We start from the raw sequence: 26,341 nt of genomic DNA, 5'->3' as shown, positions 1-26,341 counted from the left end.
ACAGTAGCGGTCTTCGCTGCGTCCTGGGCCAGGCTGCGTTCGATGCGGTGCTGCGACACATTGCCTATGCCTTGCAGGGTAACCAGCATGACCATGGCAACGGAGGCAGCGGTGGTCAGGCGAACGATCAGGTCTTGGGTCTGGGTCTTCATGGTGTAGCTCCTTGGTAGTGGCGTTGTGTTTCGATAGGCGTATCTTGGCAAAAGCCAGCACGCAAGGAACGCGGAAGGCGACGACATGTAGAAATCGTGGTGCGAATAGCTGGCAGGCGGGATAAATGACAGAGGGTGACCCTTGCCACCCTCTGTTTGCCTATCTGTTTGCGCGATGAAACGGCAGCGCCGAGTGCCGTCCTGCGCCAGGGTTACCCTGGCGCCTGCGCTGCCCTCACCACCCTGATATGAATTGAGTCCAAAACAGGCGCTGAAGCTCATTCAGAAAGATATCGAGCGTTAGCGAGGCTCCCGCGCGGCGGCGAGGGCGGGGGAGTTGGAATAAATCAAGGAAGAGCCTACTGGTTCAGACTGCGCAGGCGTTTAGCGCCAGGGTTGCCCTGGCGCCTGCACTGCCCTCACCATCCAGCAATGACCTGAATCCCTAACGGGCTCTCACAATACGTAGCGGGCCAGATCCTCGGACTGCGCCAACTCACCCAGACGGCTATCTACGAAAGCCGCATCTACCGTGACCTGGCCTGCCAGGGCGCCAAAGGCCACTTCTTCCAGCAGTCTTTCCATCACGGTGTACAGTCGGCGGGCTCCGATATTCTCGGTTTTCTCGTTGACCTGGTAGGCAATCTCGGCCAGCCGGCGGATGCCGTCATCGGTCCAGTCCAGCTGGACCGATTCGGTGGCCAGCAGGGCCTGGTATTGGCGGGTAAGGCAGGCGTCGGTGCCGGTCAATATCTGCTCAAAGTCGGCCACGCTCAGCGAATCCAGTTCCACCCGGATGGGGAAGCGCCCTTGCAGTTCCGGTATCAGGTCGCTGGGCTTGGCCAGGTGGAAGGCGCCTGAGGCGATGAACAGAATGTGGTCGGTCTTGATCATGCCGTACTTGGTGCTGACCGTGGTGCCCTCCACCAGCGGCAGCAGATCGCGCTGCACGCCCTGGCGCGACACCTCGCCGCCCTGGCCCTCGCTACGGCTGGTGACCTTGTCTATCTCATCGATAAAGACGATGCCGTTCTGCTCCACCGCAGCCAGCGCCTCGGCCTTGAGGTCGTCCTGATTGACCAGCTTGCTGGCCTCCTCGTCCACCAGCAGCTTGAGGGCGTCAGCCACCTTGAGCTTCTTGGTCTTGCGCTTTTGCTGTGCCATGCCCTGGAACATGCTTTGTATCTGGTTGCTCAGGTCTTCCATGCCGGGCGGGGCAAAGATCTCGGTGCTCATCTGGGCATCCAGCACTTCAATCTCGATTTCCTTGTCGTCCAGCTTGCCCTCGCGCAGCATCTTGCGGAATTTCTGGCGGGTTTCGCTGTTCTCCGGCGTGGCGGCCGGATGGATGCCGAACTGGGCTGGCGGTGGTGGCAGCAAGGCATCGAGCACGCGTTCTTCGGCAGCATCTTCGGCCAGCGCCCGTACCCGGCGGGTAGCAATATCGCGGGTCTGCTTCAGCGCCATCTCCACCAGGTCACGGATGATGCTGTCCACATCGCGGCCCACATAGCCCACTTCGGTGAACTTGGTGGCCTCCACCTTGATGAAGGGGGCATTGGAGAGTTTGGCCAGGCGCCGGGCGATCTCGGTCTTGCCCACACCGGTCGGGCCTATCATCAGGATGTTCTTGGGGGTGATCTCGCTGCGCAGGGGTTCGGCCACCTGCTGGCGGCGCCAGCGGTTGCGCAGGGCGACGGCCACGGCGCGCTTGGCCCGATGCTGTCCGACGATATGTTTGTCCAGTTCGTGGACGATTTCCTGGGGAGTCATCTGGGTCATAGCGTGGCCTTACAGCGTTTCGATCAGGTGGTTCTGATTGGTATAGATACAGATGTCGCCGGCTATCTCCAGCGACTTCTTGACGATGTCGGCCGGTGCCAGTGCCGTATTCTCGAACAGGGCGCGGGCCGCCGCCTGGGCAAAGGCGCCGCCTGAACCTATGGCAGCAATGCCTTGCTCCGGTTCCAGCACATCGCCATTGCCAGTGATCACCAGGGTGGCTGTCTTGTCGGCCACGATCAGCATGGCCTCAAGCCGGCGCAGCATGCGGTCGGTACGCCAGTCCTTGGCGAGCTCCACCGCTGAGCGGAGCAGATGGCCTTGGTGCTTCTCCAGTTTGGCTTCGAACCGCTCAAACAGCGTAAAGGCATCGGCCGTGCCGCCGGCAAAGCCAACCAGCACCTTGTCGTGATAAAGCTTGCGTACCTTGCGGGCGGTGGATTTGATGACCACGTTGCCCAGGGTGACCTGGCCGTCGCCGCCGAGCGCGACCAGATCACCGCGGCGCACCGAGACGATGGTGGTGCCGTCGAATTGCTGCATAGGGGGAATCCCGTTGGTGTGAAACGATAGTTTCTAAGATGGGATTGGCCGGAGAAAATGCAAGCACTGCGTGACGTTGGGTAGGAGGAGCCCGGATCGGTCTACGCAATGCACACCACCTGCGCCACGGCGGCGTAGCGATGAGACTCCCTGCCGGTGGGCGGCAGGGATACAGGCGCTAAGACTCTTAGAATAAGGCGCTAAGCCTAGTATCCGGTTGCTACAGCTAGGCCATACCCCGCGCTGCGCCAGAAGGGCGCGGGCTTAGGGGTCGCTGCAGGCTACTTCTTGCGGACTATCGTTGCGACATCCGAGATGCCCATGATGCGGAACAGCGCTACGATCAGCTCATTGGCGCCAAAGATGGTGACGCGCTTGGACTGGGCTGTGAGACCTACCAGCACGTTCATCAGCATGCCTGCGCTGACAAAGTCCACCCGTGGCACATGGGAGAAGTCGATGCGGACTTCGTCATGGCTGTTGGCGTAGGTATTGAGCGCAGTAAACACCGCTTCGGTGGCGGAGATGATGGCGCCATCAAAACGGTAGGCATCCAGCACCGGCTCAGGCGGCGGGGCCTCGGCACGCAGCTTGGCTTCTTCGGCAGCGACTTCGGCGACGGTCTTGGTCTTGGCGGTGGCATCCCAGGATGGCGGCGACATCTCATAGGTCACGGCGTAATCCACTGCCGTGTTCTCGAAATCTTCCTGCAAGCCCAGCAACTGGAATATCTCCAGCAGCAACAGCCAGTAGGGGGCCTCGTCGTCGACCTTGCGCATGACCTCGATGCGGGCCTTGAGCTTTTCCGCCAGGGCTGGGCCACCGGTGGGCTGGAACTTGGCTTTCTTTTTCTTGAATTTTACCCAGCGCGCCACGATGGCGGCGGCGGCGGCCGGTTCGATGTCTTCAATACGGCCGAAATCCAGCCTAACCGCCACACCGCCTTGTGTGTGCTTTTCCAGCTGATCCAGCAGGACTTCGATGCCGTCGGCTATCACCTTCTGCGGGAACAGGAAATATGGGCCGCCAGCCTTGGCTTGCGGCGTGGCCGCCGGCTTGGGCTTGCTGGTGTCTGTATCGCGCCAGACCGGGGCGCTGCGCTCGTAGACCACCACGAACTTCATGGCCAGTTCGTCGAACTCGGCACGGCGATTGCGCATCTGGTACAGGTCGAACAGCATCAACCAGGTATCGAAGGCATGCTGTCCTTCGGTGGTCTCGATATCGGCCGCCAGGATGCCGATGGCGTCGTCTATCTGGTCATTGGCGAAGCTGATGGCAGCCTGCTCCATGGCCGGAGAGAGCTGATCGCTGGATTCGACGACATCGATACGGGCGCCCGAGATGGTGGTCGGCCCTATGGTGGTGAAATCCAGTATCGGTAATTCGCGCTGGTCTTCGGCCTCTTCCTTGCTGGACGACGAACCACCTGCCTGTGCGCCGGGAGGCGGCGCTACAGGCTTGGGCTGGATAATGCGCGGCTGCCTGGGCAGCGGCTCATCCGGCTCTGCATCTTTTTTCTTGAAGAAGGAAAACACCACAGATTCTGACCCCGATTACCTGTGCAAAGCCGCACGGTGTGCCGATTCTACTGCTTGCGCCGAACGATGTTTAGCCCGGAATTGTATCAAAGTATGCTTATTGCATCATTTGTCGGCGTTTTTTGCCTTGATGACTCTTCTTTATCGGCCATATTGACCGCGTACTTGAAATATAACCTGCCTTTTTGTGCGCCCCTGGGCATCTTGCAGCGCCAGTTGATGCTTGCCTGGGTTGGGGGTCCAAGCCAGATCGGTGTCGGCGCGCCCAAGCTGCTGACCATCCAATGACCAGTGTAAGCCTTCTGCATTACTGGCACGTAACCATATGCGTTGCCGCGCAGCGGGGATATCTGGGTCCAGCGCCACGATCATGCCCTCTGCGGGGTAGACAATGGCTGGGCCCGGTTGGTTGCCGGTCAATTCCACCGTATCGGTGGCGGTGCCGGCCAGAAAATACTCCTGCCTGGGGGCTTCGACGGCAGGCAGGTAGCGCAACGTCCTTTGCTCCAGCCCGGCTGGCGGGCCGGGTGGCTCGCCTGGCTGGCCCAGCAGGGCGATGATGGCCCGCCAGGCCGGCGCCGCACCGCTGACGCCGGAGACATCCCACATGGCTTCGCCATCGGCATTGCCCACCCACACGGCTACGGTATGGCGGGCGGTATAACCCACCGCCCAGTTGTCGCGCATGTCCTTGCTGGTGCCGGTCTTGACGGCCGCCCATACCGGGGTGGCGAGCGCGTTGTCGAAACCAAAGGCGGCGGCGCGGGCGCTGCGGTCGGCCAGGATATCGCCCACCAGCCAGCTGGTGGCGCGGTCGCTGACCTGCCTGCCAGGCACGGGCGCTGCGGCAACCAGGCGCCAGGGACTGAGTTGGCCGCCGTTGGCCAGGCTGCGATAGGCATTGGCCAGGTCGATCAGCCTGACCTCGGCCGAACCCAGTGCCAGGCCGTAGCCATAGTGGGCAGCGGGACGATCCAGCTGCAACCCCAACTGCCTGAGCCGGCCGTGGAAGTCGTCCAGGCCCACCAGCAGCAAGGTGCGTACAGCCGGGATATTGAGTGAGGATGCCAGGGAAGTGCGTACGCTGACCGGGCCGCGAAAACTGCGGTCATAGTTCTGCGGCACATATTGGCCGGCCGGGGTGGCCAGGGCAACCGGGCTGTCGTCCAGCAGGGTGGCGGCCGTGATCAGCTGCCGTTCCATGGCCAGGCCATAGAGAAAGGGCTTGAGCGTGGAGCCGGCCTGGCGGGGTGCCAGGACGCCGTCTACAAAGCGGGCGCTGCCGCCGGCGCCGGGTGTGCCTACCCAGGCCAATACCTCGCCGCTGGCATTATCGAGTACCACGGCGGCGGCATCGCGCACATTGCGGCCGTACAGCTGCGCCAGTTGTTCGCGCAACTGGGCGCGGACCTGGCGCTGCAAGCGGGCATCCAGTGTGGTGCGCAATTGCTGGCCGGCCTGCGGCTGCAATTGGGGTAGCAGCTCGGGGCTGTCTGCGGGGCCGGGCAAGGGCTGCTGTGGCGCATTCAACACGGCCAGGGTGTAGGCGCGTAGTGCCGGGCAGGCCGGTGGCCTGGGCAGGCTCAGCGCCAGGGCGCAGGCCCGTTGGGCTACCCGCTCCGGTCTGGCATTGGGGGCGCGCAGCAGGCTGGCCAGGATCAGGCTGTCGCGTTGATCCAGCTCGCTGGGCGCCTTGCCCAACAGCACCCGGCTGACAGCATCAATACCTACCAGTTCGCCACGGAACGGTGCCAAATTGAGATAGGCCTCTAGTATCTCGGGCTTGTTCCAATCGGCTTCCAGGTGGCCGGCCACCCGCATCTGCATAATCTTCTGCCAGAGGCTGCGGCGGCCGTCGGCGGGGCTGAGGCTGTCGTCCAGCAGGCCGGCGAGCTGCATGGTGATGGTACTGGCACCACGGGTATCGCCACCGGCGGTATCGCGGGCAGCCCCAAACAGAGCCAGCCAGTCCACGCCGCCGTGTTCCTGAAAGCGGCGGTCTTCTGCGGCAAGTACGCTGCTACCCAGTTCGGCCGGCAACTGCTTGAGTGGCACCCATGCCAGCCGCCGTGCCTGCTTGTCTACCCGAGTCTGTTGCAGGGGCTGACCATGCCGGTCCAGCAGCAGGGCCTCGGAGCTACGCCATGCCTGCTGCACGCTGGTGGGCGGCGGCGGGACGGAGCAAGCGGCCAGGCCCAGCAGAACCAAGCCCGTCATAAAATTACGGAACCCGGGCTGCCAGGCACGGTCGGAGGCAGTGTTGCGCGAAGTGTTGCTCCGCTTCATCGCGTACTGCTCCTCGTATCCTGTCTCCCCAACAGGATAAGCTTGTCGGCGTGATCTTTTGATCGCGCCGCTTTTTTTGCGGTTTTCAGTAGCGTGCCATGGCGGGTTCGACAGCATCCGCCCAGGCGGCAACCCCGCCTGCCAGGTTGTAGATGTCGTCGAAGCCGGCACGCTCCAGAAAGGCAGCAACCTGATAGCTGCGCATGCCGTGATGGCAGATCACCACGGTAGGCCGCTCGGCGTCCAGTTCGGTAACGGTGGTCGGTATGCTGTTCATCGGGCGGTTTTCCGAGCCGGCGATATGGCATAGCGCGTATTCCCAGGCTTCACGTACATCCAGCAACAGGGGCGCCGGTGTCTGGGTATCGGCCAGCCAACTGGCCAGCTCGGTGGGGGAGAGTTGCTTCATGGCTTGTCTAGGTAAAGTGCGGCGAAGACCGTGATGTTAACCGGGCTGGCCGTTCGGGGGCACGCATTAAAAATATCCCGTACCACCAGCCTACTCCGCCGCGCTATACAGCTCGCCCTGGCCATCGCGCAGTAGCGCTGTCAGGTTTCGGCCGGCATTCTTGGCCTGGTATAGCGCCCGGTCTGCTGCCTGCAACAACTCGGTGGCGGCCTGGTCGGTGGCTTCCGCTGGCAATTGGGCCGGTAAGGCGGCGCAGCCAAAGCTCATGCTGACGGCGATGGGCTGGTTCTGCCATTGGGTGGCATCGCTCAGTATCAGGCGGCGCAGCCGGTCGGCCACCTCGGCGGCACCGTCCACATCGGTTTCAGGCAGCAGGATGGCAAATTCCTCGCCGCCCAGCCGGCCTACCGTGTCTATGGTGCGCTTGTTGTCGTCCAGCAGTTTCGACACATGTACCAGTACGGCATCACCGGCAGCATGGCCCAGGGTGTCGTTGATGGCCTTGAAGTAATCGATGTCGGCCATCACCACAGCCATGGGCCGCTGGCTACGCTGGCTGCGGCGGGCCTCTGCATCCAGCGCGGCCAGGAAATGCCGGCGGTTGGGTATGCCGGTCAGGGCATCGGTGGTGGCCAGCTTGCGCATCTCGGCCTCTGCCTCGGCCAGCCGGGCATGCTGCTCCCCAAGGCGGGCATAGACGCGGGCATTGGAAACGGCCACGCCCACATAGGCACTCAGGGTGCGGAAGATCAGCTGCTCACGGGCGCCGTAAGCATGTTCTTCGGCTGATTGTATTGTCAGCACGCCTACCAGGTCTTCGCCCACCAGCAGGGGGCCGAACCAGGAGGCGTGCATCTCGCGGGTGCCAGGGATATGGGAAGCCGCCCGCTGCCCGGCCGCGTATTCCAGCAGTATCTCGCGCCGCTCGCGGGCGCATTGGGCTGCCTTGGAGTTGGGGTCGTCCAGCGAGACACGCCGTTCCGGCATGGGTCGTCCATCCTCCACGCCGCGCCGTATCAGCAACCGGCCCTGCGCATCGAGTACCGACAAGCCTACATAGCTGACCCGTGCCAGCTTGCCCAGGTGTGCCACCAGGGTTTGCAGCACGCTGGAAAGATCGAGGTTGACAGTGATCTCGCGACCGATGCGGCCGAGATTTTCCAGCACCTGCAGCGAGGTGCTCAGCTCCTGCGCCCTGGCTGCTTCGGCCTCGGCCAGCATGCGCTGGTGCTGTGCCTCTTCGCGCTGCTGCTCGCCGCGATAGCGCATTTCCAGGGCCGCCATGCGATTGCTCAAACGGCGCTGCTCCGTCACCGCCAGTCGCTCGCGCGCCCGGCGCTCGTAACGCAGGGCCCGGGCGTAATCGCCTGCGCGCTCGCAGGCGCTGGAGAGCGCATCCAGTATCTCCAGCTGCTCCTTGTCATTGCCCTGCTTGGCGGTTAGTTCCAGTGCCCGCTCCAGATAGGTCATGGGCAGCTGCTGCTCATTGGGCCTGGGATGGTTGCAGTGTATTTCGGCCAGGGCACGATAGATGTCGGGCTGCCACATCGGCAGCTCATGCTGTTCGGCCAGCAGCAGGGCCTCCTGCGCCAGCGAGCGGGCTGTATCAACCTCGCCCAGCATGGCCTGCGCCCTGGCGGCGACCGTCATGGCGTCGATCACGCCGGCCCAGGCGCCAACGGGCCGTCCCAGCTGCTCGGCCCGTTGGGCGGTCAGCAGTGCCTGTTCGGCATGGCCGGCATCGAGTTCCGAATGCGATAGATAAGCGTGGGCCAGTACATTGCCACGGGATTCCGGTGCAATGCCCAGCCATTCCACGGCCTCCTTGAGCAGCAGCAGCGAGCGATCCAGTTGGCCGGTCTCCCGCGCCAGGCTACCCAGCAGTGCCAGGGCATCACCTATGGCCAACGGCCAGCCGGCCCGCCGTGCCAGGGCCAGGGCCTGGTCGGTCCAGGCATAGGCGTTGTCGTTGTCGTCGACATTGGAAAGCGCGGCCGCCAGCGACAGGCCTATGCGTATGCGCATATGCACCATGCCGGCCTGGCCTGCCTGTGTGGCCAGGGTCATCAGCTGGGCGGCGGCCTGCATCTGTTCGCCGGTATCGAACTGCCGCAGCGCTTCGGCCAGACCTAGCAGGGTCGCCACCGGCGCCGATGGCCAAGGCGCGAGTGCCCGGGCTTCGGCCAGGCGCCTCAGCGTGCTGTCGGGGGCGGCATAGACGCTGGCTTGGGCGGCCCAGGCGGCAGCAATACGGCTGCGTTCCAGGTCTTCCGTCAGACCATAGGCCTGGGCGGCCAGGCCGGCAGCGGCGAGGTTGCCCCTATTGTCGCCCCGCAGGGCGGCCAGCAGGGCGGACAGCATATAGCTGTCGCCTACCCCCAGTGCGTCGTGCGCAGCCTCGAAGGCGCTCTTGGACTGCGCCAGTAGTTGCGTGGACCGCTCGAACTCGGCCAACAGGCCCGCTACCTCGGCCCGCAGCAGATCCAGCCTGGCATGGAGTGGATGGCCTGGTGGCAGGGCGGCGGCGGCCTCGTCTGCAAGCTGCAGTGCGCGACGGCTGTCTCGCTGGCGTAAGAACCAGGCCAGCTCCACCCGCTGCTCCAGCAGAAGCTGGCCAAGGCTAAGGCGGGATTCAAGTGTGGCGACGTGGCTGTCGTCGGCGTAGAAGTCCATCTGCGCAATCTGGGTAGAGGTTGCATTGGGTGTACACCGGCCAGGCGTGCAATACAATCGCCATGCGCGGCCTACTCCCTGCTATCAGGCGTTTGCACCACAGCACTTCTTGTATTTCTTGCCGCTGCCGCAAGGGCAGGGGTCATTGCGACCCACCTTGGGCGCATCGCGCTTGAAGGGTTGCTGTGGCTCGCGCTCGGTTTCCTCATCCTCGTCGTCATCTTCATCGGGGTGGAAGCAGGCCCAGCGGCCGATCTCGGCGGCGATGTCGCGGGGGTAGCCCCAGCCATGGTCCAGTTCCTCGGCCTGACAGGTGGCCCAGTCGCGCTGCATCCGCTGCTGGGATTCCTCCAGTTGCAGGAAGGCGTCATCCACCAGGCCGTCTTCAAACCATTCGGCTACCTGCTCAGCCAACTCGGCGGCACCGATTTCTTCCATCGTTACTACCAGCTCCGACAGGTAGTCAGTTGCGCTGCCCTGTTCCGGCTGCAAACCTTGGTCCACCATCCGCTCGGCTTCGCGCTGGCTGGCTTCCGTCAGCCAGGCCAGCAGGCTGGCGCGTGGGTAATCACCCTCCAGCGTGCGCAAGGCCAACGCCCGCAAGGCGGCCGAACGACTCCAGAAATACGCCTGGCTGTCGTCTGCCAGTGCCTGCAGGGCGGCTTCGTCGCCGGGGCAGGTGGCGGCCAGGGCGCGTGGCAGTCCCTCAGTCAGGTGATCGCCCAGCAATTCCTCCAGCGTCTCGCCGTCCAGGCGAGTCATCGCCAGCAGCGGGGCGAATGCCGCAGGTTCGCGCAAGGCCGCCAGCAGGTGCATGGCATACAGGTGCAGCATCCAGCCTTCATCGTCGTCTGTGCGCTTGCCTGGCTGGGCCGCGCAATCGGCCAATTCGGCCACCAGGCCGGGGATAGCCACGGCAGGCTGGCGCAGGGCGGCAGCCAGCGCCAGCAGCGGGAATTCGCCGTGGTAATGGCTCAGTTGTGCAGCAATGGTTGGCCAATCCTGCGGCAGACGGGCTTCCTGTTCGGCGGTCAGGGCGGGTAGGGGGGCGGTCATTGGGGGTTCACAAGCTTTCTGATCAATAGGGGCAGGGCCAATAGGCCCGCTGCAGCTTTCAATTGTAGCCGGCCTGTCAAAGAACAAGGGCCGCATGCGCAGCCCTGGTTCCATGACTTGATGTTCGGTAGCCGCCTTATTCTTTGTGGTACACCTCGGCCCCGCGCTGCACGAACTCGATGGATTTCACTTCCATGCCTTTTTGCAGCGCGGCTTCCGCCGCAATACCCTGCTTCTCCGCAAAGTCGCGCACGTCCTGGGTGATCTTCATCGAGCAGAAATGCGGCCCGCACATGGAGCAGAAGTGCGCCACCTTGGCACCCTGCTGCGGCAGGGTCTCGTCGTGGTACTCACGGGCACGGTCCGGGTCCAGGCCCAGGTTGAACTGGTCTTCCCAGCGGAACTCGAAGCGGGCTTTGGATAGCGCGTTGTCGCGTATCTGTGCGCCGGGATGGCCCTTGGCCAGATCCGCAGCATGGGCCGCAATCTTGTAGGCCATGATGCCTTCCTTGACGTCATCCTTGTCTGGCAGGCCCAAGTGTTCCTTGGGGGTGACGTAGCACAGCATGGCCGTGCCATACCAGCCTATCTGAGCTGCACCGATGGCGCTGGTGATATGGTCGTAACCGGGGGCGATGTCGGTGGTCAACGGGCCCAGCGTGTAGAAGGGCGCTTCATCGCACCAGTCCAGCTGCAGGTCCATGTTCTCCTTGATCAGTTGCATGGGTACATGGCCCGGCCCTTCTATCATGGTCTGCACATCGTGCTTCCAGGCCAGTTGGGTCAGCTCGCCCAGGGTCTTCAGCTCACCCAGCTGCGCGTCGTCATTGGCATCCCAGCCCGAGCCGGGGCGCAGGCCATCACCCAGCGAGAAGCTGACGTCATAGGCCTTCATGATTTCGCAGATATCCTCAAAATGCGTGTAGAGGAAGTTCTCCTTGTGATGCGCCAGGCACCACTTGGCCATGATGGAGCCGCCGCGCGAGACGATGCCGGTCATGCGCTTGGCCGTCATGGGCACATAGCGCAGCAGCACGCCTGCATGGATGGTGAAGTAGTCCACCCCTTGTTCTGCCTGCTCGATCAAGGTGTCGCGGAACAGCTCCCAGGTCAGCTCCTCGGCCTTGCCGTCCACTTTCTCCAGTGCCTGGTAGATGGGCACTGTGCCGATGGGCACGGGCGAGTTGCGGATGATCCACTCGCGCGTCTCGTGGATGTGCTTGCCGGTGGAGAGGTCCATGATGGTGTCGGCGCCCCAGCGTATGCCCCAGGTCATCTTGGCGACCTCCTCCTCGATGCTGGAGGTGACGGCCGAGTTACCGATATTGCCGTTGATCTTCACCAGGAAGTTGCGGCCTATGATCATGGGCTCGCTTTCCGGGTGATTGATGTTGGCCGGAATGATGGCGCGGCCACGGGCAACTTCCTGGCGGACGAACTCGGGCGTGATGTCCTGCGGAATGGCCGCACCAAAGCTCTGGCCTGGGTGCTGGCGGGTCAGCAGCTCCACCATCCGGTCACCCAGCTTGCCGCCGGCCTGGCGCAGCGATTCGATATAGTCCTTGCGCTTGAGGTCTTCACGCAGCGCGATGTATTCCATCTCGGGGGTGATGATGCCTCGGCGGGCATAGTGCATCTGGCTGACATTGCTACCGGCCTTGGCGCGCAACGGTTTGCGGGTCAGCTCGAAGCGCAGTTCGTCCAGGCTGTGGTCGGCCTCGCGGCTGCGGCCGTAGTCGCTGCTCATGCCGTCCAGTTGCTCGGTATCGTTGCGCTCGGCTATCCATTGCGCCCGCAGCGGGCTCAGGCCGCGACGCACGTCTATCTTCACCGCAGGGTCGGTGTAGGGGCCGCTGGTGTCATAGACATAGATAGGCGGATTCTTTTCGCCGCCAAAGCTGGTCGGCGTATCGGTCTGGCTGATTTCCCGCATGGGCACGCGGATATCGGGCCGGCTGCCTTCTACATAGATCTTGCGGGAGGCCGGGAAAGGCTGGACCGAGGCTTCGTCGACGTGGGCCGTCTGGGAGAGGAACTTGCTGGGCGCGTTCATGCGGGCTTCCTATGAACGGCGCAGGGGCGGAGACGGGGCAAGCCGTGCGACGCTTCCCTACGCCGGTGTTAACCGGATCAGGTGCTGAGGGTTTTTCTCATCCGCCGATCTGGCGGAACCCCTAGCGTCTTGGCGCCCGGCCGCGGTATGGACCGTCTCCAGGCACCGTCATGGCTGCCAAATGCAGCCAGAGATCGTGTGAAGCTAAGGCAAGTATGAAATAATTACAAGGATTTGATACAACACAAGCAGTCGCCACCCGTCCGGTGGCGCCTTCGTCTGGAAAGGATGCACGAGATGGATTGGGATCAAGCCCGCTTCAATATGGTAGAGCAACAGATACGGCCCTGGGATGTGCTCGACCTGACCGTGCTCCAGCTCTTGTCTGTCGTCAAGCGTGAGGATTTCATCTCCGCCGTGCACCGCGAGATGGCCCTGGTGGACATGGAACTACCCCTGGCCCCCGGCCGCAAGACCTGGTCGCCCAAGCTGGAAGCCCGCGTGGTGCAGGAAGTCGCCTTGACCGGCAAGGAGCGTGTACTGGAGATAGGCACGGGCACCGGCTATGTCGCCGCCCTGCTGGGCAAGCTGGCCAAGCAGGTCTACACCGTGGAGAGCGACGCCGCCCTGGCCGCGCAGGCCGCTGAACACCTGGCTGCCGCAGGTATCCAGAATGTGACCGTGGAAACCGGCGATGCCGTACGTGGCTGGAGCAAGCACGGCCCTTACGACGTGATCGTGGCCACCGGCTCCTACCCCGTGGCGCCCGAGTTCCTGTTCGAACAACTGGCCGAAGGCGGCCGCCTGTTCGCCATTGTTGGCGACGAGCCCGCCATGAGCGGCACCCTGTTCCAGAAACAGGGCGGCTCGGTGGTCGCCACCAAGCTGTTCGAGACCGTGGTGGCGCCGTTTGCCAATGCACCGCAGCCGGCGCGGTTTGTGTTTTGAGCGCCTTGAGCCGACGCTTATCCGCTAGACATGAAAAGCCCGGCTTGCCGGGCTTTTTCATGTGCATGGCCAGTGCAGCGGCTAGTCCCCGTAAAACCGCGCCTCGCCCTCGGGCCGGGTCTTGAAGCGCTTGTGCAGCCAGAAATACTGTTCGGGCGCCAGCCGTATGCGGGCTTCCAGCTCGGTGTTCATGCGCAGGGCGTCGGCTACGGCGTCGTCGCTGGGGAAGTTGGCCAGTGGGGCGTCGAGTACCAGTCGGTAGCCGTCGAGTTCGCGATAGACAAAGCAGGGCACCACAGCGGCGCCGCTGACGCGAGCCAGGCGTGACATGCCGGTGATGGTGGCGGCCTTGACGCCAAAGAAGGGCAGGAATTCAGCGTCGCGGGGGCCGTAGTCCTGGTCGGGCAGGTAATAGAGCCGCAGGCCTTCGCGCAGGCCCTTGATCATGGGGCGTACGCCTTCGGTACGTACCACCAGCCTACCGCCGAAGCGGCCACGGATGGCGGCCAGGCGGGCATCCAGGCCGGCATTGCTCTGGCGGGTGTAGAGATCCATCATCGGCACATCGGCCGATAGCCGCAGTCCGCCTATTTCCAACCCGACAAAATGGCCGGCGAACAGGATGACGGGCTGATCCTTGAGGGCGTCGAGATGCTGCATGCCTTCGACCCGCACCAACTGGCGCAAGCGCGTCGCCGGGGCATACCAGCAGTAGCCATATTCCAGCATGGCCGTGGCCATCAGCTGGAAGTGACGGCGCAGCAGTTGCGCGCGCTCCGCGTCCGAGAGGTGGGGAAAGCACAGCTGCAGATTGGTGGCTCCAACGCGGCGGCGGCGGCCGGCCACGCTATAGAGCAGGCTGCCGAGCACCTTGCCCAGCAGGGCGACAGCGCGGAAGGGCAGCCAGTGCAGCAGCCAGAGGAAGACGGAGAGTAACCAGATCATTGTTTGTCTTGTTCTACAGCGGGCGGTGCGCCTGCCGGTTGTTTGTAGCGGTTGTAGCTCCACAGGTACTGGCTGGGGGCCAGCCGTATCAGGGCTTCCACATTGGCATTGAGGGTGGCGGCATCGTCCTGCCGGTCGCCGGTGAACTCGCCTTGCATGGGTTGGATACGGACTTTATAGCCACGGCCCCAGTCCAGCCGCTCGGCAAAGAAGAACAGTACTGTGGCCCCGGTGGCCTGGGCCAGCCTGGGCAGGAGGGTCATGGTATAGGCCGGCTTGCCGAAAAACGGTGACCACACGCCTTCGCCAGCGCCGGGCGCTTGGTCGGGCAGGATAACGGTGGCCTCGCCGGCCTTGAGTGCTTTCATCAGCAGGCGTACGCCGGCCCCGGTGGCTGGTGCCGTGCGCGCATTGTCACGTGCGCGGCCGGCCTGCATCAAGGGCTCCAGCCAGCGCAGCTTGGGCGGCCGGTACATGGCGGTGATGGGGAAGGGCAGCAGGCCGCTGACATAACGGCCGGCGATATCGAAGGCGCCCAGGTGTGGGGTGACGAAGATCAGCGGCCGGCCGGCAGCCAGGGCGGCCTCGGCGTGCTCCCAGCCCTGGCACTCGCGCACCAGCCGGCTGACGGCGTCGGCCGGCCGGCCCCAGGCAGCCAGTAGCTCCAGCGCCCCCTTGCCATGCTGGGCAATACTATTGCGTAACAAGTCGTTATAATCGCCCAAGCCGGACTGACGCAGGTTGTCGGCCAGTTGGCGGTGATAGCGGCGATCCAACAGCCATGCCAGCCAGCCCAGGAGAATACCCGCAGCGTGGAGGACCAGCAGCGGGAATCGGGCGAGGAACTTCAGTAGTAGAGTCAGCATCCACATCACATTTCAAATCTAATCCGCTTATTTTAGCGGGTTGCCCATTTCGCCGCCGATCTGGTGGCATAGCGACAAGAGGAAAAATCCATGCGCGAGTTCCTGTTCTCTTCCGAATCGGTTTCGGAAGGCCACCCTGACAAGGTTGCCGACCAGATTTCGGATGCCATCCTGGACGCCATCCTGGCCCAGGACAAGCACGCCCGTGTGGCCGCCGAGACCCTGGTGAATACCGGTCTGTGCGTGCTGGCAGGTGAGATCACTACCCATGCCAATGTCGATTACATCCAGGTGGCTCGCGAGACCATCAAGAAGATCGGTTACGACAGTTCTGATCTGGGTTTCGATTACAAAGGCTGCGCCGTGCTGGTGGCCTATGACAAGCAGTCGCCCGATATCGCCCAGGGGGTGAACGAGGGACAAGGCCTGGATCTGGACCAGGGCGCCGGTGACCAGGGCCTGATGTTTGGCTATGCCTGCGACGAGACGCCCACCCTGATGCCGGCTGCCATCTATATGGCCCATCGCCTGGTGCAGCGCCAGTCCGAATTGCGCAAGGATGGCCGTCTGCCGTGGTTGCGCCCGGATGCCAAGTCGCAGGTCACCCTGCGCTACGACGCCGATACCGGCCGTCCGGTGGGTATAGATACCATCGTGCTGTCGACCCAGCACCATCCCGATATCGCCTACGACGTGCTGAAAGAGGCGGTGATCGAGGACATCATCAAGCCGGTGCTGCCGCCCGAGCTGATCAACGGCGACATCAAGTACTTCATCAACCCCACCGGGCGCTTTGTCATCGGTGGCCCGCAGGGTGATAGCGGCCTGACCGGCCGCAAGATCATCGTCGACACCTATGGCGGTGCTGCACCCCATGGTGGCGGTGCCTTCTCGGGCAAGGACCCCAGCAAGGTGGACCGGTCGGCTGCCTACATGGGCCGCTACATCGCCAAGAACATCGTGGCGGCCGGGATTGCCCGCCAATGCCAGGTGCAGGTGGCTTACGCCATTGGTATCGCCAAGCCGGTGTCCATCATGGTGGATACCTGGGAGACCGGCAAGATCAGCAACGAGAAGATCGTCGAGCTGATCCAGCGCCATTTCGACCTGCGTCCCAAGGGCATTGTGCAATCGCTGGACCTGCTGCGTCCCATCTACGGCAAGACCGCGGCCTATGGCCACTTTGGCCGCGAAGAGCCGGAGTTCAGCTGGGAAGCGACCGACAAGGCGGCGGCACTGCGCGCCGACGCTGGTCTGTAATACGCTGATATATCGGCACCACACCCCAGCCAGTCTGGGGTGTTTTGTTTTATACTGCTGCCTTACCGGGGAGCGTTGCGAGATCGATCGATCCCAGGCCCGGTATCTCAAAACTGCGCTCACCTGACCAACCCCCGTGCCGGGCACGGGATGCAAACAGGTGAGAACCGCATCCCGCATTACCCGGCCACATGCACAAGGAATACGCTGTGGCTGACTTCAACGACTATGTTATTGCCGATCTCTCCCTGGCCGATTGGGGCCGCAAGGAGATACGCATCGCCGAAACCGAAATGCCGGGCCTGATGGCCATCCGCGAGGAGTTCGCCGCGGTTCAGCCGCTCAAGGGCGCTCGCATTACCGGTTCGCTGCACATGACCATCCAGACCGCCGTGCTGATCGAGACCCTGCAGGCACTGGGCGCCCAGGTACGCTGGGCTTCGTGCAACATCTTCTCCACCCAGGATCATGCCGCCGCCGCCATTGCGGCCACCGGCACCCCGGTGTTCGCCGTCAAGGGAGAATCGCTGGCCGATTACTGGGAATACACCCACCGCATCTTCGAGTGGGCGGACGGTGGCTACTCCAACATGATTCTGGACGATGGCGGCGATGCCACCGTACTGCTGCACCTGGGTGCCCGTGCCGAGCAGGATGAGACCGTGCTGAGCAAGCCCGGCAGCGAGGAAGAAACCATCCTGTTCGCGGCCATCCGCGCCAAGCTCAAGACCGATCCACACTGGTACTCGACTCGCTTGGGCAAGATCCAGGGCGTGACCGAGGAAACCACCACCGGCGTGCATCGCCTGTACCAGATGCACCAGCGCGGCGAACTCAAGTTCCCCGCCATCAACGTCAACGACTCGGTGACCAAGTCCAAGTTCGACAACCTGTACGGCTGCCGCGAATCGCTGGTCGATGGCATCAAGCGCGCTACCGATGTCATGGTCGCCGGCAAGGTGGCCGTGGTGTGCGGCTACGGCGATGTGGGCAAGGGCTCGGCCCAGGCCTTGCGCGCCTTGTCGGCCCAGGTATGGGTGACCGAGATCGACCCCATCTGCGCCCTGCAGGCCGCCATGGAAGGCTACCGCGTGGTGACCATGGATTACGCTGCCGACAAGGCCGACATCTTCGTCACCGCCACCGGCAACTACCACATCATTACCCATGACCACATGGCACGGATGAAGGATCAGGCCATCGTCTGCAATATCGGTCACTTTGATAACGAGATCGAAGTGGCGGCGCTGGAGAAGTACCAGTGGGAAGAGATCAAGCCGCAGGTTGACCATGTGATCTTCCCGGACGGCAAGCGCATCATCCTGCTGGCCAAGGGGCGCCTGGTGAACCTCGGTTGTGGTACGGGCCACCCCAGCTATGTGATGTCGTCCAGCTTCGCCAACCAGACCATAGCCCAGATCGAGCTGTACACCCGCCATAGCGACTACCCGGTGGGCGTCTACACCCTGCCTAAGCACCTGGATGAGAAGGTGGCTCGCCTGCAGCTGCGCAAGCTCAATGTGCAGCTGACCGAGTTGTCCGATGCCCAGGCCGCCTATATCGGTGTGCAGAAGCAGGGCCCGTACAAGCCTGACCACTACCGCTATTGATCGTCTCGCGCTGTACCGATGGTGCTGGCCTGGCTGTGTCACTGCCGCAGCGGCGCAGCCTGGGGTAGATTGCCCCCTGGCGCCTGGATCACAAAACCCCGCCAAGTGCGGGGTTTTGTTTGGCCAGCGCAAGCAAGCCTATGACGGAGCGACCATGCAATTGCACATACCCGTACTGCAGACCGACCGCCTTGAGCTGGTGGCGCCGGCTGAATCCCACCTAGATGTCTATGCAGCCATGTATGGCGACCCCGAGCTCATGGCTCATATCCGGGGCGGGCAAACGTTTGACCGGGCTGGCAGCTGGAACAAGATTGCCGTGGCGCTGGGGCATTTTCTGCTGCGCGGGTATGGGCTGTGGTCGGTACGCGAGCGCGCCAGTGGTGAGATCGTGGGCCAGGCCGGGCTGATCAACCCGACCGGTTACCCGGCCATGGAAATTGGCTGGCTGATACACCGGGACTACTGGGGCCGTGGCTATGCCAGCGAAGCGGGCCAGGCGGCGCTGTCCTATGCGCTGGAGGTGGTACAGGTGGCAAGGGTGGAGGCGCATATCGAGCCCGCCAACCTGGCCTCCCTGGCGGTCGCTCGCAAATTGGGCATGGTGGTGGATGGGCTGGCATCCAGCCCGACGATGACCATACTGGAGAAAACACGGTCTGCTGCATAAGAACATGCATCGAATTCATTAGCTGGCTTGTTTTACGGTGTTAGCATTCATTCAACGATTGCATTGATTGGGTATCCCATGAGCCAGACCTTCAGTTTCGAATTCTTCCCGCCCAAGACGCCCGAAGGCGTGGAAAAACTGCGCAATACCCGCCGCCAGCTGGCGCAGTTCAAGCCGGCCTTCTTCTCCGTCACCTTTGGTGCCGGGGGTACCACCCAGGAGGGCACGCTGGCTGCCGTGCGCGAGATACAGGCCGAGGGTTTTGCTGCTGCGCCGCACCTGTCCTGTGTCGGTGCTACCCGCGCCAATGTGGCCGAGTTGCTGCAGATCTACCGTAATGAAAACATCCATCGTATTGTCGCGCTGCGGGGCGATATACCCAGCGGCATGGTGGAGTTCGGTGAATTCCGCTACGCCAATGAGCTGGTTGAATTCATCCGCCGCGAACACGGCGACTGGTTCCATATCGAGGTGGCGGCCTACCCCGAATACCACCCGCAGGCACGTTCGGCCCATGATGATCTGGCCAATTTCGTGCGCAAGGCCCAGGCCGGCGCCAACTCGGCCATTACCCAGTATTTCTTCAACCCCGATGCCTACTTTGCCTTTGTTGACGAAGTGCGAGCACGCGGCGTAACCCTACCCATCGTGCCGGGCATCATGCCCATCAACAATTTCTCGCAGCTGGCCCGTTTCTCCGACAGCTGCGGGGCCGAGATACCGCGCTGGCTGCGGCTCAAGCTGCAGAGCTACGGCGATGACACGGCCTCCATCAAGGCGCTGGGCCTGGATGTGATCACCGACCTGTGCCGCAAGCTGCTGGAGGGTGGTGCACCAGGCCTGCACTTCTACACGCTCAACGCCGCCGGCAATGTTTCCACCATCTGGCAAAGACTGGGCCTGTAGCCCGCCCAGGCGCCGTATTGCTGGCGCCGCCGCCGAGCGTGGACACGTGAATAAGCTGCTAAGCTGAAGGTCTATGCAGCACCGTTCGACCGGTCAAGCATGCGCTTGGCCGGTTGGCGTTTATAATCGCTCGCTTATTCCAGAATTTCCTCGCTACATGCTCAAGTATCTCGGCCTCGACAGGCCTTTTTTGTTGCTCGCCAAAAAGCTGCTGTTCAGCGTGGTGCGTACCCACGTCATGTCCGACGGCTTGCAAAGCCTGGGCTTGTCGCCAGACAAGCCGGTGGTCTATGTGCTGCAGCGGCGCTTTCTCAGCAATATCCTGGTGCTGGACAAGGAAGTCAGCGCAGCGGGCCTGGCCTCGCCCCTGGCCGAGCTGACGCACCAGGGCGTGCGTGAGTCGCGGGCCTTCTTCTTTACCACCCGGGCAGAGCGTTGGTTTGGCCGCAGCAGCAATGTCGGCTACTCGCCTCGGCTGGCCCGCCTGGTGCAGGCAGCACGCAATCGTGCCGACTTCGATGTGCAACTGGTGCCAGTCAATATCCTGTGGGGCCGCACGCCCGACAAGGAAAGCTCGATCTGGAAGCTTATCTTTTCGGAAAGCTGGGCGCCCCGTGGCAGCCTGCTGCAGCTGTTCACGATCCTGCTGCATGGTCGCCAGACGCTAGTGCGGTTTGGTCAGCCCATTTCCTTGAAGGAACTGGTGACCGACACCGAGGATGAGGAGCGCGCGCTGCGCAAGATCGCACGGGTGTTCCGGGTGCATTTCCGGCAACAGCGCGAAATGGCCATCGGCCCCGATCTATCGCACCGCCGCACGCAGGTTGAAGGCTTGCTGGAGACCGAGTCGGTGCGGGCCGCCATTTCAGCGCTGGCCGCCGAGCAGGGGGGCGGGGCGAGCGCCATGCTCAAGGCCGAAGAGAAGGCCCGCCACTACGCCTGGGAGATTGCTGCCGACTATAGCTACCCGGTGGTGCGGGTATTCCATCGCTTCCTCACCTGGGTGTGGACACGCCTGTACGACGGCGTTGAGCTGAGCAACTTCGAGACGGTGACCGGCGTCGCGCCGGACCATGAAATCGTCTATGTACCCTGCCATCGCAGCCATATCGATTATCTGCTGCTGAGCTATATCGTCTACCAGCAGGGCTTGATGATTCCGCACATCGCGGCGGGTGCCAACCTCAACCTGCCTATCGTCGGCGGCATATTGCGGCGCGGCGGGGCCTTCTTCCTGCGGCGTTCGTTCAAGGGTAATCCGCTGTACGGTGCGGTGTTCAACGAATACCTGCATATGGTGATTGCCCGCGGCAATCCCATCGAATACTTCGTCGAGGGCGGCCGCAGTCGTACCGGACGGCTGCTGCAGCCGCGCCCCGGCATGCTGGCCATGACGGTGCAGAGCTTCTTGCGTGATTCCAACCGGCCCATCGTTTTCATCCCGGTATATATCGGCTACGAAAAGCTGTTTGAAGGGCGCAGCTATGTGGGCGAGCTGATGGGCAAGCCCAAGCAGAAGGAATCGCTGTTCAGCCTGCTGATGAGCGTGCGCGAGCTGAAGAAGAACTTCGGCAAGGTGCATGTGAATTTTGGCGAGCCCATCAAGCTGGCTGAAGTATTGGGGCAGTCCCACCCCGAGTGGCGCAATGAACCGCCGCTGGAGGAGAGCCGACCGGCCTGGTTTACCCAGGGCATACGCGAGTTGGGCCAGCGTATCGCCGATGGTCTCAATAGCGCTGCCGTGGCCAACCCGGTCAACCTGGTCAGCCTGGCCCTGCTGGCCACACCGCGCCATGCCATGGATGAGGATCAACTGGTGGCCCAGCTGGATGGCTACCGCCGCCTGCTGTCTGCCGTGCCCTATGCTGCCCGTTCGCAGCTGACTGCCATGGATGGCCGCGCCATGGTGGATCATTGCGAGAAGCTGCGTCTGATACAGCGCCACCCCCATGCCCTGGGCGATGTCATGCACTTCTACCCGGAAGACGCAGTGCTGTGCAGCTATATGCGCAACAACGTGCTGCATTGCGTGGCGCTGCCGGGCCTGATTGCTTGCCTGTTCTCGCGCAATGCCAGCCTGAGCCGCGAGCAGCTGGCCAACCTGACCCGTACCGTCTATCCCTTCCTGCGGGCCGAGCTCTACCTGCGCTGGCAGCCCGATGAACTGGAGGCGGCGTTGGACAGCTATCTAGCTGCCCTGGTGGAGATGGGCTGGCTGTCCAGCAGCCCTGGGCGCGAGGGTATCTTTCATGCACCCAACCTCAATAGCGATGAGTACGCCCAACTGGCCTTGCTGGGCCAGGCGGTCAGGCCGGCGCTGGTGCGCTATTTCATCTCGCTGTCAGTGCTGACCCAGCAGGGCAGTGGTGTGGTCAGTACCGACGAGCTGGAAGGCCTGTGCCACCTGCTGGCCCAGCGGCTGAGCTTGCTGCGCGAGTTCAATGCGCCAGAGTTCTTCGACCGGGCCATTTTCCGTACCTTTATCACAACGCTGAAGCAGGCAGGCCTGGCGGCCGAGGACGAGGCCGGCAAGCTGACCTTCAATGGCGCGGTGCGTTCGGCTGCGGCTGAATCACGCTATGTGCTGTCGCCAGACGTGCGCCAAAGCGTGCTGCACCTGACCCGGCTGGACCGCCCCACGGTGGAGCAGGCCTTGGCCAGGTTGGCCAGCAAATCCTGATACACTGGCCGCACCAAGCAAAAGAGACGCCTAGGCGTCTCTTTTGCTTGGTGTTCAAGTGCAGTGGGGTGCGCCGAGGCGTAACAGCGGGTGTCAGCCTATGCCGGTACCGACCCTACACCGTTGGCGAGGGCACGCCAGCCCCTCAGAATTTCTCGAATGGTCCCAGGTAGCGCCATTGGCCCATGGGTAGGTCGGACAGCGGAATGCGGCCTATGCGTATGCGCTTGAGGCCGATGACCTTGAGCCCCACCAGCTCACACATGCGGCGTATCTGCCGCTTCTTGCCCTCGCGCAGTACAAAGCGCAGCTGATGCTCGTTCTGCCAGCTGACCTTGGCGGGCCGCAATGCCTGGCCATCCAGGCTCAGGCCATGGTTGAGCAGCTTCATGCCGGCTTCGTCGAGCTGGCCTTCCACCCGCACCAGGTACTCTTTTTCCACCTTGGTATCGTCGCCTATCAGGGCCTTGGCCACGCGGCCGTCCTGGGTCAGTACCAGCATGCCGGTGGAGTCGATATCGAGGCGGCCTGCCGGTGCCAGTCCATTGAGGTGGCGGCGCGAGAACTCAATGCCGGAGCGGTCGCCCACATAGCGGTTCTCCGGGGTGATCAGCAGCGAGGCGGGCTTGTAGCCTTGTTCGGCCTGGGCCGAGACAAAGCCTATCGGCTTGTTCAGCAGTATGGTGACGCGCTGGGTCTGTGCCAGGGCGGCGCGCTTGTCCAGCTCGATGCGCTGGGTGGGCAGCACCCGGCTGCCGAGCACATCGACCACGATGCCATCGACCTTGACCCAGCCGCGTTCGATGTAATCGTCCGCTTCGCGCCGCGAGCATAAGCCCAGTTCGGCCATGCGTTTGGATAGGCGTAGGGTTTCCTGCGCGTCGGTCATGATGGTGTTCCCTGCACTAAAACCCTATTTTAACCCCGGCTGCGGTGACTACCCAAGGAAGCCGGCGAATATGTCGCCGCCAGCGGCAGCGTGGCCCGGCGGCTTGCGGTGGCCACAGCTTGGATGCCGGCACGATATTCCCGCTATCACAGGGTAAAATACCGCCATGGAAAGCTCTGATGATCTGGAATACCAACGCCGTTTTGGCGGCATTGCCCGGCTGTATGGCGCCGCGGGCCTGGCGCGCTTCGAGGCGGCGCATGTTTGCGTCATCGGCATCGGTGGGGTGGGCTCCTGGGCCGCCGAGGCGCTGGCGCGCAGTGCGATAGGGCGCCTGACCCTGATCGACCTGGACCATATCGCACCTTCCAATGTGAACCGCCAGCTGCATGCACTCAGCAGCACCCTGGGGCAAGCCAAGGTCGAGGCCATGCGCGAGCGCATTGCCGAGATCAACCCGCGTGCCCAGGTGGCCGTGGTGGATGACTTTCTGACGGCCGACAATCTGGCCAGCCTGATTGCACCGGGGCGGTTTGACTACGTGGTCGATTGCATGGACCAGTTGCGTGTCAAGGTGGCACTGGTCGTGCATTGCAAGCGGCACAAGATACCGTTGGTGGTGTCGGGCGGGGCCGGCGGGCGCTTGGACGCCAGCAGGGTGGCCATAGCCGATATCGCCCAGACCAGCGGCGATGCCTTGCTGTCCAAGGTGCGTGCCGAACTGCGCCGCAACCATGGCTACCCACGCGAGGGCAAGAAGTTCGGGGTGGAAGCGGTGTACTCCACCGAGCCCATCATCCGGCCCAAGGCCGAGGCATGCGAACCGGTCTCTGGCGGGCTTAGCTGTGCGGGTTATGGCTCGGCCGTGGCGGTGACGGCCAGCTTTGGCATGACCATGGCAGGACGCGCTTTGGTAAAGTTGGCGAACCTGGCTTGAGCTTGACTGTCATAGCCCATGCTATGATCGCGAATATTCTTGCTACGCCATTGTCATGCAGTTTCTCTACCTAATACGCCCTACACGTACCGACATGCTGCGCACCGGCCTCACCGAGGCCGAGTCTGCTGCCATGTCCGCGCACTTTGCCTATCTGCAGTCGGCCCAGGCCGAAGGCCGGCTGATACTGGCTGGCCGTACTCTGGAGGCGGATGAACGCGGTTTCGGTATCGCGATCTATAACGCAGCTGATGCGATCGAGGCAGCGGACTTTGCCCGCCACGACCCCGCTGTGGCGGCAGGCGTGGTACAGGCCGAGGTTTACCCTTACCGGGTGGCGCTGATCAGCGCCGAGAACGTGGAGGCTGGGGCATGAAGCGCTATCTGATTCTGGCATTACTGGCCATGCCGGCCATGGCCGATATCTACAAGCATGTCGATGCCGAGGGCCGCATCACCTATTCGAACGTGCCCATCAAGGGTGCCAAGAAGCTGGATCTGGGCCCCATACCACTGAGTGTGCCGGCACCGCGCAGCAGTGGCGGCGGCAAGTCCAGCGGCGGCAGCAATGCCCGCCAGCCTACCCCAGCCAGTTTCCCTCGCGTGGATGCAGCCACCCAGCATAGCCGCGACCAGACCAAGCTGCAGATACTGCAGGACGAACTGGGCAACGAGCAACGCCTGCTAGCCCAGGCCAAGCAGAAGGCGGCCGCCACCCCTGCGGATACCAAGCAACGCGACAATGTGCTGATGCACGAGAAAAACATCGAAACCCTGCACAAGGAAATAGCCAGGGTGAAGTGAACAGCGGCCTGCGGGCCGCTTTTTCATGGGCGGTATCTGGTCGCCAGTCACGATCCCTGCCCTGAATTGGGGCGGTTCACTATAGCCCGCCTGTTTATGCACTAAAATGGTGCAGTGACCTGCCCGTTTTTTGTGCCTGGGCGGCGCACGCCGGTGGTTTGCCAGCTGGATTTAGGTAAGCCATTGATTCAGTTTGGCCTTTGCAAAGACCTAGGGCGTGGCCCAGTAATTGCTAAGACCCAACCAATGCTTAGCTGAATGACGCCATGTCCCACCCTGCCTTCCTAGGCCTGGAGTTGCTGGAAACCGCCGTAATGGTGCTGGATACCGCCCGTACGGTGCGTTACCTCAATCCTGCTGCCGAGACCCTGTTTGAGCTGCCGGCGCGCGAGACGGTGGGGCGGCCGCTGTCGGCCTGTTTTTCGGAGCCGGCCGAGATACTGGCGGCGCTGGATGCGGCCGAGAAGCAGAATGCCAGCGTGACCGAGCATGATGTGGCGCTGGCCGTCAGGCTGACCAATACCATCCATGTGGCGTTTACCGTGCGTGAGGTGGAGTCGCCCCCCTATACGGTGCTGGAGTTCCGCCAGACCGACCAGCAACGGCGGATTGCCAATGAGGAGCGGCTGGCGGCGCAGCAGCAGGCGAATCGGCAGCTGATACGCAATCTGGCGCATGAGATCAAGAACCCGCTCGGTGGCATACGGGGGGCGGCGCAATTGCTGCGCAAGGAGCTGCCCGACCCGGCCCTGCATGAATACACCAAGGTGATTACCGACGAGGCCGACCGGCTGCAAGGGCTGCTGGACAGGCTGTTGACGCCGCACCGCTTGCCGCAACTGGGTGAGTTGAATATTCACGAGGTACTGGAGCGGGTGCGCAGCGTGTTGCTGGCCGAGTATCCCAATGGCCTGGCTGTGCGGCGTGATTACGATACCAGCGTGCCGGACCTGTATGGCGACAAGGAGCAACTGATACAGGCGGTACTCAATATCGTGCGCAATGCGGCCCAGGCCATGCATGGCGCTGGGCAGATCGTACTGAAGACCCGTATTGCCCGGCAGGTGACACTGAACCGGCGGCGCTTTCCCCTGGGATTGACGCTGGAGATCATCGACAACGGCCCCGGCATACCCGAGCACATACGCGAGACGATTTTTTACCCGCTGGTGTCGGCCCGTCCCGGTGGCACCGGCATAGGCCTGCATCTGGCGCACACCTTTATCCAGCAGCACAACGGCACCATCGATTTCGAATCGCAGCCGGGCCGTACCTGCTTTACGCTGACCTTGCCGTTGAACGGCTGGACCCCGCTGGATGCCAGCAAATAA

Annotated in this window: 20 protein-coding genes, 2 pseudogenes and 2 riboswitches; of the genes and pseudogenes, 10 read left to right on the top strand and 12 right to left on the bottom strand. The window is 62.9% G+C overall.

Annotated elements, in window-relative coordinates:
* Positions 1–608: 608 nt before the first annotated feature.
* The 9 genes and pseudogenes from hslU to thiC all read right to left on the bottom strand — a co-directional run bounded on the left by hslU (position 609) and on the right by thiC (position 12,495).
* Positions 609–1,934, bottom strand: coding sequence for an ATP-dependent protease ATPase subunit HslU (gene hslU / locus QWZ03_RS15710; protein ID WP_290333581.1), 1,326 nt, complete (start codon positions 1,932–1,934; stop codon positions 609–611).
* A gap of 9 nt (positions 1,935–1,943) precedes the next feature.
* Positions 1,944–2,477 carry an ATP-dependent protease subunit HslV gene (hslV, locus tag QWZ03_RS15705; protein ID WP_284195232.1) on the bottom strand — a complete coding sequence of 178 codons (534 nt, stop codon included), beginning with the start codon at positions 2,475–2,477 and terminating at the stop codon, positions 1,944–1,946.
* 281 nt (positions 2,478–2,758) lie between these two features.
* The gene (locus QWZ03_RS15700) at positions 2,759–4,015 is read right to left on the bottom strand and encodes an STAS domain-containing protein (protein WP_290333578.1); all 1,257 of its coding nucleotides are present in this window, start codon (positions 4,013–4,015) and stop codon (positions 2,759–2,761) included.
* A 144-nt stretch (positions 4,016–4,159) separates the two neighbouring features.
* Positions 4,160–6,235: a penicillin-binding protein 1C gene (pbpC, locus tag QWZ03_RS15695; RefSeq protein WP_290333576.1), complete on the bottom strand. Its 2,076-nt coding sequence runs from the start codon at positions 6,233–6,235 to the stop codon at positions 4,160–4,162.
* A 154-nt stretch (positions 6,236–6,389) separates the two neighbouring features.
* Positions 6,390–6,713, bottom strand: a complete 324-nt coding sequence (locus QWZ03_RS15690) for a rhodanese-like domain-containing protein (RefSeq protein WP_290333575.1) — start codon at positions 6,711–6,713, stop codon at positions 6,390–6,392.
* Positions 6,714–6,803: 90 nt separating this feature from the next.
* Positions 6,804–9,386: a sensor domain-containing diguanylate cyclase gene (locus QWZ03_RS15685; RefSeq protein WP_290333574.1), complete on the bottom strand. Its 2,583-nt coding sequence runs from the start codon at positions 9,384–9,386 to the stop codon at positions 6,804–6,806.
* Positions 9,387–9,470: 84 nt separating this feature from the next.
* Positions 9,471–9,551, bottom strand: a pseudogene (locus QWZ03_RS20925) (SEC-C metal-binding domain-containing protein); the annotation flags it as partial.
* A gap of 81 nt (positions 9,552–9,632) precedes the next feature.
* Positions 9,633–10,442: pseudogene (locus tag QWZ03_RS15680) on the bottom strand (DUF1186 domain-containing protein); the annotation flags it as partial.
* 136 nt (positions 10,443–10,578) lie between these two features.
* Entirely contained in the window at positions 10,579–12,495 is a 1,917-nt protein-coding gene (thiC, locus tag QWZ03_RS15675; RefSeq protein WP_290333572.1) for a phosphomethylpyrimidine synthase ThiC, read from the bottom strand.
* Between the two features lie 37 nt (positions 12,496–12,532).
* A riboswitch (TPP riboswitch) is annotated at positions 12,533–12,628 on the bottom strand.
* 164 nt (positions 12,629–12,792) lie between these two features.
* Between thiC and QWZ03_RS15670 the strand changes: the two genes are divergently transcribed.
* The gene (locus QWZ03_RS15670; RefSeq protein WP_290333571.1) at positions 12,793–13,443 is read left to right on the top strand and encodes a protein-L-isoaspartate O-methyltransferase family protein; all 651 of its coding nucleotides are present in this window, start codon (positions 12,793–12,795) and stop codon (positions 13,441–13,443) included.
* Positions 13,444–13,524: 81 nt separating this feature from the next.
* Here QWZ03_RS15670 and QWZ03_RS15665 read toward each other — a convergent pair whose 3' ends face one another.
* Together QWZ03_RS15665 and QWZ03_RS15660 are read right to left on the bottom strand one after the other, a co-directional pair.
* Positions 13,525–14,388 carry a lysophospholipid acyltransferase family protein gene (locus QWZ03_RS15665; RefSeq protein ID WP_290333570.1) on the bottom strand — a complete coding sequence of 288 codons (864 nt, stop codon included), beginning with the start codon at positions 14,386–14,388 and terminating at the stop codon, positions 13,525–13,527.
* On the bottom strand, positions 14,385–15,254 hold the full coding sequence (locus QWZ03_RS15660) for a lysophospholipid acyltransferase family protein (RefSeq protein WP_290333569.1): 870 nt from the start codon (positions 15,252–15,254) through the stop codon (positions 14,385–14,387). Before QWZ03_RS15660 ends, QWZ03_RS15665 begins: the two co-directional genes overlap by 4 nt.
* A 90-nt stretch (positions 15,255–15,344) precedes the next feature.
* On the opposite strand from QWZ03_RS15660, the gene metK reads away from it, so the two are divergent.
* From metK to plsB, 5 genes are all read left to right on the top strand, one after another.
* Entirely contained in the window at positions 15,345–16,514 is a 1,170-nt protein-coding gene (metK, locus tag QWZ03_RS15655; protein ID WP_290333568.1) for a methionine adenosyltransferase, read from the top strand.
* A gap of 61 nt (positions 16,515–16,575) precedes the next feature.
* Positions 16,576–16,642: riboswitch (S-adenosyl-L-homocysteine riboswitch) on the top strand.
* 63 nt (positions 16,643–16,705) lie between these two features.
* Positions 16,706–18,124, top strand: coding sequence for an adenosylhomocysteinase (gene ahcY / locus QWZ03_RS15650; RefSeq protein ID WP_308446981.1), 1,419 nt, complete (start codon positions 16,706–16,708; stop codon positions 18,122–18,124).
* 154 nt (positions 18,125–18,278) lie between these two features.
* Positions 18,279–18,794: a GNAT family N-acetyltransferase gene (locus QWZ03_RS15645; protein ID WP_284195219.1), complete on the top strand. Its 516-nt coding sequence runs from the start codon at positions 18,279–18,281 to the stop codon at positions 18,792–18,794.
* A gap of 78 nt (positions 18,795–18,872) precedes the next feature.
* Positions 18,873–19,700, top strand: a complete 828-nt coding sequence (gene metF, locus QWZ03_RS15640) for a methylenetetrahydrofolate reductase [NAD(P)H] (RefSeq protein ID WP_290333567.1) — start codon at positions 18,873–18,875, stop codon at positions 19,698–19,700.
* Positions 19,701–19,857: 157 nt separating this feature from the next.
* Positions 19,858–22,380 carry a glycerol-3-phosphate 1-O-acyltransferase PlsB gene (gene plsB, locus QWZ03_RS15635; protein WP_290333566.1) on the top strand — a complete coding sequence of 841 codons (2,523 nt, stop codon included), beginning with the start codon at positions 19,858–19,860 and terminating at the stop codon, positions 22,378–22,380.
* A gap of 145 nt (positions 22,381–22,525) precedes the next feature.
* Here plsB and QWZ03_RS15630 read toward each other — a convergent pair whose 3' ends face one another.
* Positions 22,526–23,269 (bottom strand): pseudouridine synthase, encoded by a 744-nt coding sequence (locus tag QWZ03_RS15630; RefSeq protein WP_284195216.1) that lies wholly within the window; start codon positions 23,267–23,269, stop codon positions 22,526–22,528.
* Positions 23,270–23,435: 166 nt separating this feature from the next.
* On the opposite strand from QWZ03_RS15630, the gene QWZ03_RS15625 reads away from it, so the two are divergent.
* The 4 genes from QWZ03_RS15625 (at position 23,436) to glnL (ending at position 26,341) form a co-directional block, all read left to right on the top strand.
* A complete protein-coding gene (locus tag QWZ03_RS15625; RefSeq protein ID WP_284195215.1) occupies positions 23,436–24,206 on the top strand; it encodes a tRNA threonylcarbamoyladenosine dehydratase in 771 nt (256 codons plus the stop codon).
* A 55-nt stretch (positions 24,207–24,261) separates the two neighbouring features.
* A complete protein-coding gene (locus QWZ03_RS15620) occupies positions 24,262–24,582 on the top strand; it encodes a YciI family protein (protein ID WP_284195214.1) in 321 nt (106 codons plus the stop codon).
* The gene (locus QWZ03_RS15615) at positions 24,579–25,010 is read left to right on the top strand and encodes a DUF4124 domain-containing protein (protein WP_290333565.1); all 432 of its coding nucleotides are present in this window, start codon (positions 24,579–24,581) and stop codon (positions 25,008–25,010) included. Before QWZ03_RS15620 ends, QWZ03_RS15615 begins: the two co-directional genes overlap by 4 nt.
* A gap of 266 nt (positions 25,011–25,276) precedes the next feature.
* The gene (gene glnL / locus QWZ03_RS15610; protein ID WP_284195212.1) at positions 25,277–26,341 is read left to right on the top strand and encodes a nitrogen regulation protein NR(II); all 1,065 of its coding nucleotides are present in this window, start codon (positions 25,277–25,279) and stop codon (positions 26,339–26,341) included.

It is taken from the genome of Chitinimonas viridis, from assembly GCF_030409555.1.
Taxonomy (GTDB): domain Bacteria; phylum Pseudomonadota; class Gammaproteobacteria; order Burkholderiales; family Chitinimonadaceae; genus Chitinimonas; species Chitinimonas viridis.
The sequence above is the reverse complement of the archived record's forward strand: the minus strand, read 5'-3'. Positions and strand labels throughout refer to the sequence as shown.

Excerpts from the sequence above, each read along its gene's own strand:
- QWZ03_RS15690 (WP_290333575.1), bottom strand. The coding sequence starts at position 6,713 with ATGAAGCAACTCTCCCCCACCGAGCTGGCCAGTTGGCTGGCCGATACC.
- ahcY (WP_308446981.1), top strand. The coding sequence starts at position 16,706 with ATGCACAAGGAATACGCTGTGGCTGACTTCAACGACTATGTTATTGCC.
- thiC (WP_290333572.1), bottom strand. The coding sequence starts at position 12,495 with ATGAACGCGCCCAGCAAGTTCCTCTCCCAGACGGCCCACGTCGACGAA.
- QWZ03_RS15625 (WP_284195215.1), top strand. The coding sequence starts at position 23,436 with ATGGAAAGCTCTGATGATCTGGAATACCAACGCCGTTTTGGCGGCATT.
- glnL (WP_284195212.1), top strand. The coding sequence starts at position 25,277 with ATGTCCCACCCTGCCTTCCTAGGCCTGGAGTTGCTGGAAACCGCCGTA.
- QWZ03_RS15660 (WP_290333569.1), bottom strand. The coding sequence starts at position 15,254 with ATGCTGACTCTACTACTGAAGTTCCTCGCCCGATTCCCGCTGCTGGTC.
- QWZ03_RS15665 (WP_290333570.1), bottom strand. The coding sequence starts at position 14,388 with ATGATCTGGTTACTCTCCGTCTTCCTCTGGCTGCTGCACTGGCTGCCC.
- metK (WP_290333568.1), top strand. The coding sequence starts at position 15,345 with ATGCGCGAGTTCCTGTTCTCTTCCGAATCGGTTTCGGAAGGCCACCCT.
- QWZ03_RS15645 (WP_284195219.1), top strand. The coding sequence starts at position 18,279 with ATGCAATTGCACATACCCGTACTGCAGACCGACCGCCTTGAGCTGGTG.
- hslU (WP_290333581.1), bottom strand. The coding sequence starts at position 1,934 with ATGACCCAGATGACTCCCCAGGAAATCGTCCACGAACTGGACAAACAT.
- QWZ03_RS15615 (WP_290333565.1), top strand. The coding sequence starts at position 24,579 with ATGAAGCGCTATCTGATTCTGGCATTACTGGCCATGCCGGCCATGGCC.
- QWZ03_RS15670 (WP_290333571.1), top strand. The coding sequence starts at position 12,793 with ATGGATTGGGATCAAGCCCGCTTCAATATGGTAGAGCAACAGATACGG.
- metF (WP_290333567.1), top strand. The coding sequence starts at position 18,873 with ATGAGCCAGACCTTCAGTTTCGAATTCTTCCCGCCCAAGACGCCCGAA.
- hslV (WP_284195232.1), bottom strand. The coding sequence starts at position 2,477 with ATGCAGCAATTCGACGGCACCACCATCGTCTCGGTGCGCCGCGGTGAT.
- QWZ03_RS15620 (WP_284195214.1), top strand. The coding sequence starts at position 24,262 with ATGCAGTTTCTCTACCTAATACGCCCTACACGTACCGACATGCTGCGC.
- pbpC (WP_290333576.1), bottom strand. The coding sequence starts at position 6,235 with ATGACGGGCTTGGTTCTGCTGGGCCTGGCCGCTTGCTCCGTCCCGCCG.
- QWZ03_RS15685 (WP_290333574.1), bottom strand. The coding sequence starts at position 9,386 with ATGGACTTCTACGCCGACGACAGCCACGTCGCCACACTTGAATCCCGC.
- plsB (WP_290333566.1), top strand. The coding sequence starts at position 19,858 with ATGCTCAAGTATCTCGGCCTCGACAGGCCTTTTTTGTTGCTCGCCAAA.
- QWZ03_RS15630 (WP_284195216.1), bottom strand. The coding sequence starts at position 23,269 with ATGACCGACGCGCAGGAAACCCTACGCCTATCCAAACGCATGGCCGAA.